The organism is Myxococcales bacterium, assembly GCA_012517325.1.
In the GTDB taxonomy this organism is placed as follows: Bacteria; Lernaellota; Lernaellaia; order Lernaellales; family Lernaellaceae; genus JAAYVF01.
In genome coordinates this window covers 1-12,052 of sequence record JAAYVF010000040.1, presented here as the reverse complement: position 1 = coordinate 12,052, position 12,052 = coordinate 1, and the positions used below count along the sequence as shown (strand labels likewise).

General features: G+C 57.2%; 14 protein-coding genes. All 14 read right to left on the bottom strand.

The window, feature by feature from the left end:
* Positions 1–476, bottom strand: a 476-nt coding sequence (locus tag GX444_07540) for a DUF1566 domain-containing protein (GenBank protein ID NLH48441.1), incomplete at its 3' end; no start/stop codon positions are given.
* A gap of 22 nt (positions 477–498) precedes the next feature.
* Positions 499–798: a hypothetical protein gene (locus GX444_07535; GenBank protein NLH48440.1), complete on the bottom strand. Its 300-nt coding sequence runs from the start codon at positions 796–798 to the stop codon at positions 499–501.
* A gap of 24 nt (positions 799–822) precedes the next feature.
* Positions 823–1,113, bottom strand: coding sequence for a DUF1566 domain-containing protein (locus tag GX444_07530; protein ID NLH48439.1), 291 nt, complete (start codon positions 1,111–1,113; stop codon positions 823–825).
* Positions 1,114–1,147: 34 nt separating this feature from the next.
* A complete protein-coding gene (locus GX444_07525) occupies positions 1,148–1,660 on the bottom strand; it encodes a DUF1566 domain-containing protein (protein NLH48438.1) in 513 nt (170 codons plus the stop codon).
* A gap of 120 nt (positions 1,661–1,780) precedes the next feature.
* Positions 1,781–2,428 (bottom strand): DUF1566 domain-containing protein, encoded by a 648-nt coding sequence (locus GX444_07520; GenBank protein ID NLH48437.1) that lies wholly within the window; start codon positions 2,426–2,428, stop codon positions 1,781–1,783.
* Between the two features lie 36 nt (positions 2,429–2,464).
* Positions 2,465–3,625 carry a hypothetical protein gene (locus GX444_07515; protein NLH48436.1) on the bottom strand — a complete coding sequence of 387 codons (1,161 nt, stop codon included), beginning with the start codon at positions 3,623–3,625 and terminating at the stop codon, positions 2,465–2,467.
* 142 nt (positions 3,626–3,767) lie between these two features.
* A complete protein-coding gene (locus tag GX444_07510) occupies positions 3,768–4,334 on the bottom strand; it encodes a hypothetical protein (GenBank protein NLH48435.1) in 567 nt (188 codons plus the stop codon).
* A 303-nt stretch (positions 4,335–4,637) separates the two neighbouring features.
* On the bottom strand, positions 4,638–5,759 hold the full coding sequence (locus GX444_07505) for an ABC transporter permease (GenBank protein NLH48434.1): 1,122 nt from the start codon (positions 5,757–5,759) through the stop codon (positions 4,638–4,640).
* Positions 5,760–5,786: 27 nt separating this feature from the next.
* On the bottom strand, positions 5,787–6,917 hold the full coding sequence (locus GX444_07500; protein NLH48433.1) for an ABC transporter permease: 1,131 nt from the start codon (positions 6,915–6,917) through the stop codon (positions 5,787–5,789).
* Positions 6,914–7,870 (bottom strand): ABC transporter ATP-binding protein, encoded by a 957-nt coding sequence (locus GX444_07495; protein ID NLH48432.1) that lies wholly within the window; start codon positions 7,868–7,870, stop codon positions 6,914–6,916. The genes GX444_07500 and GX444_07495 overlap by 4 nt, the downstream gene beginning before the upstream one ends.
* Positions 7,867–8,787: an ABC transporter ATP-binding protein gene (locus tag GX444_07490; protein NLH48431.1), complete on the bottom strand. Its 921-nt coding sequence runs from the start codon at positions 8,785–8,787 to the stop codon at positions 7,867–7,869. Before GX444_07490 ends, GX444_07495 begins: the two co-directional genes overlap by 4 nt.
* A 2-nt stretch (positions 8,788–8,789) precedes the next feature.
* Positions 8,790–9,656 carry an efflux RND transporter periplasmic adaptor subunit gene (locus GX444_07485; protein ID NLH48430.1) on the bottom strand — a complete coding sequence of 289 codons (867 nt, stop codon included), beginning with the start codon at positions 9,654–9,656 and terminating at the stop codon, positions 8,790–8,792.
* Positions 9,657–9,661: 5 nt separating this feature from the next.
* A complete protein-coding gene (locus GX444_07480) occupies positions 9,662–11,026 on the bottom strand; it encodes a TolC family protein (GenBank protein ID NLH48429.1) in 1,365 nt (454 codons plus the stop codon).
* Complete coding sequence (locus tag GX444_07475; GenBank protein ID NLH48428.1) at positions 11,026–11,670, bottom strand: TetR/AcrR family transcriptional regulator; 645 nt, start codon at positions 11,668–11,670, stop codon at positions 11,026–11,028. The genes GX444_07480 and GX444_07475 overlap by 1 nt, the downstream gene beginning before the upstream one ends.
* Positions 11,671–12,052 lie beyond the last annotated feature (382 nt).

The window sequence follows — 12,052 nt, the reverse complement described above, 5'->3', positions numbered from 1 at the left end:
GACGTTCGGTTCCCGCTTTCGATACCCTCGTCTCCATAGAGTCCTCCTTCGGTCATTGGGTTGTTTGGTGATGACTCAACCTTCAACCGATTCGAGGACTCTTTCAATATCCCAAAGTGCGAAAGAAATTGTACGTTATCGCCGCCGGTCATCGTCACTTCGCAACCGCGCACCAGCGAGCGCAACTCGGAAATCGTCGGCAACCGCCAATCCGAAAAGCCGGCCAACTCCAACGAATCGCAATATCCAATCGCCAGATCCCAGGTGTAATAAAGGCCATAACAATTATCGACAATCTCTTTCTGCCACATCAGGCCGGTGTCGTAGTCGATCCAGGTGCCGGCGGGAGGTTCGGGGGTTGTAGCGTCGTCGGAGCTGGAGGAATCATCGCCATCATCGTGGCAGGAAAAGAAGAGCAGAAGGAATAAAAATCCCATCATTAATAATGGAGAATACTTGTTAAGAAATATAATCATTATAAATATTCCATCTATCTATCTATTTTTCGTCAGTCGTGGTTCGTACACAACGCGTCGTCAGCGCATATCCCAGAGTATTTTCTTTTTCTTCCGATTCAATATTCGCGATGATAAATCCTAGCGTCCAGACAAACGGTGCATTATTAATTTCCTCGGTGATTGACCAATATACATTATCAGTGAATGACTCCCCTTTTAAATCATTTGGCCAATAATATTTATTCTCCGTATCGTTTTTTAAATCGCACCCGATACATGCATCGTTTCGGCAATCATAGTCGGCGCACTCGTTCGTCACGCCGCATGCGCCGCCGGTCATTGTCACCTCACAACCGCGCACCAGCTAGCGCAACTCGGAAATCGTCGGCAATCGCCAATCCGAAAAACCGGCCAACTCCAACGAATCGCAATATCCAATCGCCAGATCCCAGGTGTAATAAAGGCCATAGCAATTATCGACAATCTCTTTCTGCCACATCAGGCCGGTGTTGTAGTCAATCCAGGTGCCGGCTGGTGGCTCGGGGGTCGGGTCTTCATCGGAGCCGGAATCGTCGTCATCATCATTCTTGCACGAAAATGCTGTAAAAAGAACTAATACAAATATCAGTATCAACTGGAAACGTCTATTATCCATTACCTTCCCGTTTTTCCTTGCTTTCGATTATCCACTACTCCGTGGTCATGGTTCGCACACAACGAGTCGTTAATCCCTCATCTAGAATGTTATCCTTATCCTCTAATTGGATTGACGCGGAATAGAATATCATAATCCATGCATTTTTATCATCATCGCCAACCTGACTGACTGACCAGTGACCGTTGATGGTATATGGATTCCCTTCCAACTCATCCGGCCAATAGTATTTTTCGTCTGGTTTAGGTTCACAACCATTGCATTCGTCAGTCCTGCATTCCATTTTCAGGCAGTCGTCATTCACACCACAGGTGCCGTTTGTTTCAGAGGACTTACATCCTCTGACAATCGAACGAAGTTCTGATATCGATGGAAGACGCCAATTCGAATATTGTGCCAGAACCAGGTTTTCGCAATAGGAATTTTCTTCATCCCAAGTCCCTCCAATGAACCCCATTTCTGTTGGATTCTGCCACATCAGACCGGTGTCGTAGTCAATCCAGGTGCCGGCTGGAGGTTCGGTGGTTAATTTCTTGTCGGAGTTCAAAGAGTTAACATTGTCGTCATTGGCACTGCATGAAATTATCAATACAAGCTGGACAATAAGTAATATTAATCTATAAGACCTTTTACATCCAAACAATATCTTTCTCCCGTTTATTATTGCCTATTTCGTAACATTGTTAGTCCGTACGCAACGAATTTGTAAAAAATTGCCAAGAGTATTTATGTAATCGCAAGTCGTAATGGCCGCGCTATAATAATCAGCAATATAAACCCATTGCTCAATATCCGTGACTTCCGTTGCCGACCAATAATTATAATATGGTTCACCAATTAATTCCGAAGGCCAAAAGATATAATCCTCTCCGCTGCTGCCAGGATTACTACAGCCTGAACAAGCGTTGTTTTTACATTCATAATAGTCCGTACATTCATCCGTTACATGACATTCACCTCCAACAATTGTTTTTGCACAATCGCGGATTAATGTACGTAATTCCGATATTGTGGGCAGTCGCCAATCCCCATATTCGGCCAATTCCAGATTTTCACAGTATTCTTTCACATCGAACCATGTCTGAATGGTAGGAGAGGGAACGCCGGGATTCTGCCACATCAGTCCCGTTTCATAGTCGATCCAAGTTCCATCCGGAGGTTCAGGCGTAACATTGTCGGGGGATGTATCATCATCGTTGAACGAATCGTCACCGGAATGGTCATCATCATTTTCCTCCCCCTTCTTGTCGCATGACATTACCATAAATAATAGTATTATAACAAAATAGCATAATATTTTATTTACTGTTATCATTCTAATATTCCTTTCGTTTCATTTTTTTTGCATTCTTCACCATGTTCCCTCATATACTCCATTGTGCATTCCTAATAAGTCCCACGTTGCCATATTAAAACCTTGATTCATAGCAACATTTCGAAAGCGATAATAAACCGATTCATCCGTCCAAGTATTTGGATTGGCATAATTCCAAATATTAAATATATCATCAACATTCAAGTCGAAGACATTATACACATCCCACCAGAATCTAAGCCAATCGTTTTCGACACCACGATTATCGTAAGGCTCTCTACATTGGTTATGAAGCCAATCCGCCATGATTTCGCAATCCTCCGTGCGAAAAGTACAATCCCCTTCATTTTGAATATTATAAACAGCAGCCGCATAAAAATGAGCAATTCCTTCTACAGCGGCAGCTCGTTGATATTCTCGACTATGCGAATTATGTCCATCATCTGTCGATGCGCATACCAAGTTGCTTCCCGTATCACTATAACTATGCAGGGCCCCTTGATTGCCGTTTGAAAAATAGCCTACTGCATGACCCATTTCGTGGGTAATGCCAGTTTTGGCATTTTGGGCAATATTTCCTCCATCGTCGATATATATATTACCGTTTTTAAAACAGGCACCATCATTAGGGTCTCCGCTACAGGTTTCATCGTAAAACTCAAACCATTTAGCCGCGAGCCCCGCAGGTTTGCGTCTGATCGCGAAACTGGCAACTGCCAATACATTCCCCTCATTAAAATCATCCGATTGGTTTGGATCATGCTCCCAATGGTAAGTGCATGTTCCGGACCCGTTTGGAGTAAAATCTAAATCCAATGGCTTAGTGTAAATGCCCGTTCCACTACCGACATGAACCTTGATATAATTGCTCTCGGCCGATTTGGATATACTATAAGCTCTGATATAATATGATTTTAATGTGGACATAGTCATGTACGGAGTACAGCCGGTATCGGCATCGGTCCAACCATTAAACAGATCTATTCCTGTTCCATTTTCACTGACTTTCGCATTGATACCATAGGCAACAATTGGATTATTATTTATAATGTAATCGCCCTCAGTGTTCGAGGCATCACTTAAATTAATATCAATTCTAAAACAAAATCGAACTGACTGAGACAATGCAAAAGCATTTGATGTCAATATCGCATAAACCACCAATATATAAAACAACACCATCATTTTTTTGGGCATATGTATGATCTCCTCAATTCTCAATTACTATAACTTACTTCGCCAACGGCTCGAATTCATACACGCCCGCTGGAATGATGCCGCCTTGCGCGAACTCGCCGCGATCCTCGTTGGATTCAATGAGTTTTTGCACCCGCGCCAGTTAGGACTCGTCGGTCACGCCACGGGGATAGGTTTCGAAAAACGTTTGAGCATCGTAGATCGATGCTTGTTCGCCTTTGAGCGCGAAGTATAGATAGAGCACCGTCTGTCCCTTGAAATACCCCTTCGGAGACGAAACGACCTCCACGGTTCCGGAGATCTTCGTCGGGTACATTTGTTGTTTCGGGTGCAAGGAAAACGCCGGCCGCACATCCAAAGAGATTGCCGTTTCAGCGTTTTGGCCTACCGCGACCTCGTCGTCCAAAATGGTTGTACGCAGCGCACCGATATTGGCGACCATCGTCAACCGAACAACGATGTCCTCGGTTTCGCGTCCGTGAATAATCAGCGTCGCCAGGGAAGCGCCACCGTCGGGACCGATTACTTCCGATCCGTCGGCGGCCCATTCGGCATAAGCGCCGTCGCCCAGGTAAGGATCCTCATCCAGAAAATCGGAACTGTCGCTCATGGGTTCCCGGGCTTCCGAACGATCTTGCTTGGATAACGCAATAAAGATCCCTGCTAAAAAGACTGAAATCAAAAGAAACAGGCCAATTTTCCTGATCATTAGGATCTCCTGATCGGGGAACAAGTTTTCAGTATCGCGGATATCGCAAAAGGATAACGAAAAAGGGAGAATTTACCGACGAGCATTCGCAATTCCCAAGCCTTTCGGCGCCGCCATGAAGTTCATGGTCATCCAACAGTTTATAAAAATTACAACACTCATAGCCAAATCGTCAAGAAAAATAGCTTTTTATATTTCAATGTTATGACACTCAGTGACAATTATTTTCCCGCCATCCGTTTGTAATAACCTTTCTCAATACGAAAATATCGTCGATAAAAATAAAAGAAATGATCGAGGTTCTTATTGGATCGTCTTGCGGAACCGCAAGCTGGCCAGGGCGAAGAGGATCAGCCCAAGCAGGAAGAGCATGCCGAACTGCGGGGCGAGCACGTTCCAGCCGCAACCCTTTAAAATGACATTCCGCACGATGATCAGGAAATAACGGAGCGGATTGGCGTAGGTCAGGTACTGGATCGACCGCGGCATGTTGTCGATCGGAAACATGAACCCCGAGAGCAGCACCGCCGGCATCATGATCAGGATCGAGGTGAACATCGCCTGCTGCTGGGTGTGCGAAATGGTCGAGATGAACAGGCCCAGGCCGAGCGTTGTGAAGAGAAAAACCCCCGCCGCCAGGTAGAGCAGCGCCAGCGACCCGCGTAGCGGCAGGCCGAAATGCCCCATCGCCGCCAGCAGGATCAGCGTCACGTCGACCAGGCCGATCAGCGCGAACGGCAGCATCTTCCCGGCCAGCAGTTGCCAGGGCTGGATCGGCGTGACGATGAGCTGCTCCATCGTGCCGATCTCGCGCTCGCGGGTGATCGCCAGGCTGGTCATCAGCATGGTGATGATCATCATGATCATGCCCAGCACGCCCGGCACCATGAACCACGAGGATTTCAACTCCGGATTGAAACGGTAGCGCGTTTCGGCGTTGACGATCGGCAGGCTCAGCGGGCGCCCGCCCAGCCGCGCGGACAGCAGCGCCGCCCGCCGCTCCAGCGCCACATCGCCGTACGAGAGCAGGATTTTTCCGAGGTAGCCCACCGCGAGGTTGGCCGAGTTCGATTCGCTGCCGTCGAGCAGCACCTGCACCGTCGCGGTCTGGCCGCGCGCCAGGTCGTTGCCGAAGCCGTGCGGCACGACCAGCACCACGTCGGCGTCGCCGTGCACCAGCGCCCCGGCGATCGCTTCGTCGCCGTCCAGCTGCCCGGCGAACACGAAATAGCCCGAATTGAGCACCGCCCGCGTCAGTTCGCGGCTGGCCGACGAATCGTCCAGATCCATCACGCCCAGGTCGATGTTGCGTACGTCCGTGGTAATGGCGTAGCCGAACAGGAACAATTGCAGCACCGGGGCGACGAACAGGATCGCGACCATCCGCCGGTCCTGGAAGACCTGGATGAATTCCTTGCGGGCCATGTGCAGAATGCGCAACACCGTCGCCTCCTACAGCTTCTTCCGGAACGTCGCGCTGGCGCGCGCGAAAAACAGCAGCCCGACGCCCAGCAACAGGGCCGTCGGACCGAGCAAATCCTCGAGCGGCGCGGCCCGGAGCATGATGCCGCGGGCGATCGCGATGAAGTAGCGCGCCGGCACGAGGTAGGTGATCGCCTGCACCCAATCGGGCATCGAGCTGATGGGGAACATGAATCCCGAGATCAGCAGGCTGGGCAGCATCGTCGTCAGCAGGACGATCTGGTTGGCCAGCATCATGTTGCTCGAGGCCACGCTGGCCATCAGGCCGATCGACAGACCCGCGAAGGTGAACACGGCGGCGATCGCCAGGAACAGCGGCACGCTGCCGTTGAACGGCACGGCGAAGACGAACACGCCGACCAGCGCGATCAGCGCGGTGTCGAGCAGGGCGATCACGAAGTATGGGATGATCTTGCCGACGAGGATTTCATGCTTGCGCACCGGCGTGGCGATCAGCCCCTCCAGGCTGCCGTTTTCGCGCTCGCGCACGATGGTCAGGCTGGTCAGCATCGCCGACATCAGGATGATGATCACCGCGATCAGGCCCGGCACGATCGTCGTCGCCGAATCGACCAACGGGTTGAACCAGATGCGCACCTCGGGGTTGATCGGCGGGATGCCGGCGGTGCCCAGGCCCTTGCTGGCCAGCAGGTCGCGGACCCGTTCGAGGTTGTAGGCGCCGACGATCGTCTGCAAATAGCCGCCGGCGATGCTGGCGGTGTTGTTCTCCGCGCCGTCCACCAGGATCTGCACCGTTTCGCCGCGCAGTTGTTCGAGGTGCTTGGCGAAATCCTGGGGGATGGCCAGCGCCACCTGCGCCGTGCCGTCGCGCAGCAATTCCGGCAGTTGCGCGGCGTGGGCCGGGCGGGCGGTGACGACGAAGTAGTCGCTGGCGGTGAATTTTTCGACGAAGGCGCGGCTGGCCTTGGTCTGGTCCTCGTCGGCCACCGCGAGGCGCAGGTGCTTGATGTCGAAGGTGATCGCGTAGCCGAACAGCAGGATCAGGATCAACGGCAGGACGAAGGCCATCGCCAGGGTGCGCCAGTCGCGGAGGATGTGCAGCGTTTCCTTGCGGGCGATGGCGGGGATGCGGCTTTTCATCGCGTCCGCCCCCCGGCCGCGCGGATGCGCTCGTCCTCGAGTTCGATCAGGCGGATGAACGCGTCCTCGAGCGTGGGCCGCACCGGCCGGATTTGCAGCCCCGGCAGGCCGGCCGCCCGCAGCCGCCGCGCCAGGTCGCCCGCCGGGTCGGGGCCGCGGTCGAGCAGCACCCGCGCCGCCAGGCCGAACACCTGGGCCGATTGCACGCCCGCCTGCCCGGCCAGTTGCCGCACGATGGTGTCGGGCGGCGCGCCGGCGGCCTCGAACATCGCCCCGGCCAACACCTCGTCGACCAGCGCCCGCGGCGAGGCCTCGGCGATCTTGCGGCCCGAGTAGATCAGCACCAGCCGGTCGCAGTTCTCCGCCTCGTCCATGTAGTGCGTCGTGACGAACACCGTCGTGCCCGCGTGCCGCAGCTGGTCGATCAGATCCCAAAACAGGCGCCGGTTGACCGGATCGACCCCGGCGGTCGGCTCGTCGAGAAACACGATCTGCGGCTCGTGCAGAATCGCCGCGCCCAGCGCCAGGCGTTGGCGCACCCCGCCCGGCAGGGTCGCGGTCAGGCGGCCGGCGTCGGCCTGCAGGTCGGCGATGCGCAGCGCGTACTCGAGCCGCGCCCGCCGCCGCGCGCGGGGGATGTTGTAGACGCCGGCGTAAAATTCGAGGTTCTGACGGACGGTCAGATCGGCGTAGAGCGAAAAACGCTGGCTCATGTAGCCGATCCGCTCCTTGATGCGGTCGGTCTGCCGGCGCAGGTCGAAACCGAGCACGGTCGCCTGCCCTTCCTCGGGAACGAGCAGGCCGCACAGCAGGCGGATCATCGTGGTTTTGCCGGCGCCGTTGGGGCCGAGAAAACCGAAAACCGAACCCGCCTCGATGTCCAGCGAAACACGGTCGACGGCGACGAAATCGCCGAACCGTTTCACCAGCTCGCGGGCGTCGACGACCTTCATGGCCGGTCCTCCACGCGGGACAAAAACACATCCTCGAAATTCGGCCGCGTCTCGCGCAGCGAACGCGCGGACAGGCCGCGCGCCGCCAGCGCCTGCCGGACGACCTCCGCGGCGGCAACGTCCTTCCGCGCCGCGATTTTCAGCGCCTCGCCCGCCGGATAGATGCGATTCAGGCCGGGCACGCCGGCCAGCGCCTCGCGCGCGGCGCGCGGTTCGTCGGCGACCAGTTCGAGCAGGCGGTCGGTATAACGCCCGAGGATCGCCGCCGGCGCGTCCACGTCCAGCAGTTTTCCCTGGTGGATCAGCGCCACGCGGTGGCAGCGCTCGGCCTCGTCCATGTAAGGCGTACTGACCACGATCGCCACGCCCTCGGCGGCGAAGGCGTACAGGATTTGCCACAATTCGCGACGCGACAGGGGGTCGACGCCGTTGGTGGGCTCGTCGAGCAGGAGCAGCTTGGGAGTGTGGATCATGTTGCAGGAGAGCGCCAGCTTCTTGTACATGCCGCCCGAGAGCTTGCCGGCCGGTCGGTCGGCGTAAGGCTTCAGGCGCGAGAAGGCGTACAGCCTTTCGAGCCGCGCCGCGCGCTCCTTTTTCGGTACGAAGTACATGTCGGCGTAAAAGCGCAGGTTTTCGGCGACGGTCAGGTCGGGATACAGACTGTATTGCTGGGGCATGTAGCCGAGGCGGTCGCGCACTTCCTCCGGTTGCCGGGCGACGTCCAGGCCGTCCACCATGATGCGGCCGCCGTCGGCGTCGAGCAGGCCGACGATCAGGCGCAGGGTGGTGGATTTGCCGGCGCCGTCCGGGCCGATCAGGCCGAAGATTTCGCCCGGCGCGACGTTGAACGAGATGCCGCCGACGGCCTTCACCTCGCCGAACGCCTTGTGCAAACCGGCCGCTTCCAGCAACGACATGGCTACCTCGCGGTGAACCGCACGTCCACCGGCATGCCGATCTTCAGCACGCCGTCGGGGTTGGGAACCAGGATCTTGATTTTGTAGATCAGGCGCACGCGCTCGTCCTTGGTCTGCACGTTCTTCGGCGTGAACTCGGCGCTGTCGGCGATGTGGCTGACGGTGCCGGCCAGCGGCTTGCCCGGCTCGGCGTCGGTGAAGATCTCGACCGTTTCGCCCAGCTTGACGCGGCCGAGCATCGGTTCGGGCACGTAGGCGTAAACCTCCATGGTCGTCAGGTCGGCCATCGTCAGCAGCGCGGAGCCGGGAAAAACCGTTTCGCCGAGCTGGACGTGGGTGCGCAGGATCGTTCCGGCAACCGGGGCGGTGACGCGAGTGTGGTCGATCTGGGTTTCGACCACGCCGGCGGCGGCCTTGGCCTGCTTGACCTGGCTGAGGATCGCCTGCTTCTGGGCGAGCAGCGCGGCCTTCTGCGTGCCCAGGGTGTCGCGCTGCATCGTGGTCGCCGAGCCGCTGGCCAGCAGTTTGTCGATGCGGGCCAGTTCGGTGTTGACGCCGCTGAGGTTGGCCGCGACGACCTCGGCCTGCGAACCGGCGGCGTGGGCGGCCGCGTTGGCCTGCTTGAGTTGGGCCTGCAGGGAGGTATCGTCGATCCGCGCCAGGAGGTCGCCGGCCTTGACCGCCTGCCCCTCCTGGGCGTTGAATTCCCGCACCTCGCCGATCACCTGGGCGCTCAGAATCACTTCCTCGGCCTCCGCGGTGCCGTAAAACCGATCGTCCAGTTTCTCGGCGCGGTCCTTTTCCCACGAGCGGTAACCGAAATAGCCGATCAGGACCAGAACCAACAACAACGGAATGACTTTCTTCATCGCCGCTACCTCCCGATCGCCTGCCAGTCGCCGGCCGCCGCCGCGAGCCGCACTGCCGCGATCCGGTAATCGTATAACGCCTTCAAATACGCCACCCGCGCCCGCGTCGCCGCGAGCTGGGCGTCGATCACCTCCAGGCTGGTCACCGCGCCGGCCGTGAAGCTGTTCTCGGCGATCGCCACCATGTCGCCGGCCCGGTCCAGGTTGGCGCGGGTCGAGGCGATGCGGGTGATCGATTCGTCGCGGTTCAGGCTGGCGTTGCGGATCTCCAGCCGGATGTCCTGCTTGGTGCGCCAGGCGCTCTGATCCATCGCCTCGGCCTGGGCGTAGTTGCTCTTCATGCCGCGATAGGCGCGCAGGCCGTCGAACAGCGGCAGCGAAAGCCCGACGCCGACCGTCCAGTTGTAGTCGCCGTCCAGGTTCGTGTAGTACGGCTTCTGAAAACCGTAGGTTCCGGTCAGGGCGACGGCCGGCAGCATCTCGCCGCGCCGGCTGCGACCGGCCTCCTCGAAGGCTTCCCGGCCGGCCGCGAGGGCCGATAATTCCGGCCGGTTTTTCAGGGCTTCGTCCAGGATCTGCGCCTCCTGCGCCGGCTGAATCGCCGTTTCCAGCTTGCCCGCCAGATGCAGCGGCCGGTCCTTTTCCGCGCCCAGCACGCGGCGCAGCCCGGCCTCGGCCGTTTCGATCAGCGCGGCGGCCTTGCTGACCTCCGGCTCCTGGTTGGCGACCTCCACCTGGGCCCGCAGCAGCTCGAAGCGCGAGGCGGCGCCCGCCTCGAACCGATGGGTCACGTGTTCCAGGTGCGCCTTCGCCGAGTCGAGGGCCGCGGACTGGGCCGCGTACACCTCGCGGGCGATCAGCACGCCGTAATAGGCCTCGGCGGTCTGGCGCGCCACGGCCAGCCGCGCCGCCGCGGTCTCCATTTCCTTCGCCTCGACCTGCCGGTCGCGCGCCTGGTAGCCGTAATAGACCCGCCCGCCGGCGAACAGCAGTTGATTGAGCCCCAGTTCGACCTTGTAGTTGTCGGCGGCGCCCATGCGGATGCTCTTGTCGATCTTGATCTCCGGCATCCCCGCGGGAAGATCGGGGGAAAACTTGACGTCGATCTCCGGAACGTTGTCGATGTACTGGTAGCCGCCGGTCAGGTTGAGCTGCGGCATGAACCCGGACAGCACCTCGTCTTTCGCCTGGCGCGCCACCTCGATACCCGCCGCCCGCTCCTTGATGTCGGGGTTGTGCTCCATGGCGAAGCGGATGGCGTCGTCCAACGACCAGGCGTCCGTTTCCGCCGCCCGGGCGTCCAGGGCGAAGGCGGCGACGCCCAGCAGAATGACCAGCGCCAACACATAGGGATAAATCCGGGCCAGCATCAGCGGCCTCCTTCCTCTTCCGGAACCATCACGCCGTGCATGATGAGTTCCCGCATCGTCCCGGCGACCTGCTGCAGGTTCAGACCCAGGGTCATCACGTAACGCGGATCGGCGACCCGCAGCAAAAAGGCCTCGATGATCTTGCCGAAAACCTCCGGATCGATCTCGCGGCGAATCGCCCCCTCGCGCTGCCCGCGTTCGATGAGCCGGCCCAGGCCCAGCGCCACCTGAGCGCGCACCTGATCGATGAACTCCCATAGCTCGGGCATCAGATCCTGCACGTCGGACAAGAATACCAGCGAGATATTTTGAAAGGCCTCTTCCTGCAAAAGCTGAAAATGCCGCAGGATGACCTGCCGCACCGGCTGGTCGGAATTCAAGTTGAAGAAAACCTTGCTGAACCGCGTCCGGACGACCTCCTGCAGGATGGCCAGCACGAGGTCGTCGCGGTTTTTGAAGTACTTGTAAAAGGTGCGCTTGCTCAGCGCCATGCCGGCGCACAGCTCCTCGACCGTGATCTTGCGGAAACCGCGCTCCAGAAAAATCCGGTGGGCGTATGTGATGATGCGCAGGCGGGTCTTGTCCTCGCTCTCGGACGCTTCCCCGCTCAGCAGTGCGGCAACGTTCAGTTTCTCATCCGACATCGAAAAACCCTTTGTAAACGGTTTTCATTCATTTCGTTTTCATCGTATCCATTTTTTTGCCACCGTCAAGAAAAAAATGAGGAGTGGTTGAAATTAAAAAGTCGGGTTGAAAGACACTGAATCGATGGCCATGCCGAGCGGATTTGGAAGGTGAAAACGTCGGCGATTCATTCATTTCGGGGTGCCGTGGTCTTCGATCCGCTAGGATCGATGGCCATGTAAAGCGGATTTGGAAGGTGAGAACGTCGGCAGGAAATCGAATCAGCAGCCGCAGCCGCCGACGTTTTCGATCACTTCTTCTTCGACACTGTAGGTTCCGGCGACAAATAAATCGCCGTTTTCATCAAGCGTGGTCGCCAGGGGTTCTGTATAGACAGATCCT

Bases quoted from the DNA above. Each gene is read 5' to 3' on its own strand.
- GX444_07515 (NLH48436.1), bottom strand. From the start codon at position 3,625: ATGCCCAAAAAAATGATGGTGTTGTTTTATATATTGGTGGTTTATGCG.
- GX444_07510 (NLH48435.1), bottom strand. From the start codon at position 4,334: ATGATCAGGAAAATTGGCCTGTTTCTTTTGATTTCAGTCTTTTTAGCA.
- GX444_07500 (NLH48433.1), bottom strand. From the start codon at position 6,917: ATGAAAAGCCGCATCCCCGCCATCGCCCGCAAGGAAACGCTGCACATC.
- GX444_07530 (NLH48439.1), bottom strand. From the start codon at position 1,113: ATGGATAATAGACGTTTCCAGTTGATACTGATATTTGTATTAGTTCTT.
- GX444_07505 (NLH48434.1), bottom strand. From the start codon at position 5,759: ATGGCCCGCAAGGAATTCATCCAGGTCTTCCAGGACCGGCGGATGGTC.
- GX444_07495 (NLH48432.1), bottom strand. From the start codon at position 7,870: ATGAAGGTCGTCGACGCCCGCGAGCTGGTGAAACGGTTCGGCGATTTC.
- GX444_07520 (NLH48437.1), bottom strand. From the start codon at position 2,428: ATGATAACAGTAAATAAAATATTATGCTATTTTGTTATAATACTATTA.
- GX444_07490 (NLH48431.1), bottom strand. From the start codon at position 8,787: ATGTCGTTGCTGGAAGCGGCCGGTTTGCACAAGGCGTTCGGCGAGGTG.
- GX444_07475 (NLH48428.1), bottom strand. From the start codon at position 11,670: ATGTCGGATGAGAAACTGAACGTTGCCGCACTGCTGAGCGGGGAAGCG.
- GX444_07480 (NLH48429.1), bottom strand. From the start codon at position 11,026: ATGCTGGCCCGGATTTATCCCTATGTGTTGGCGCTGGTCATTCTGCTG.
- GX444_07535 (NLH48440.1), bottom strand. From the start codon at position 798: ATGACCGGCGGCGCATGCGGCGTGACGAACGAGTGCGCCGACTATGAT.
- GX444_07485 (NLH48430.1), bottom strand. From the start codon at position 9,656: ATGAAGAAAGTCATTCCGTTGTTGTTGGTTCTGGTCCTGATCGGCTAT.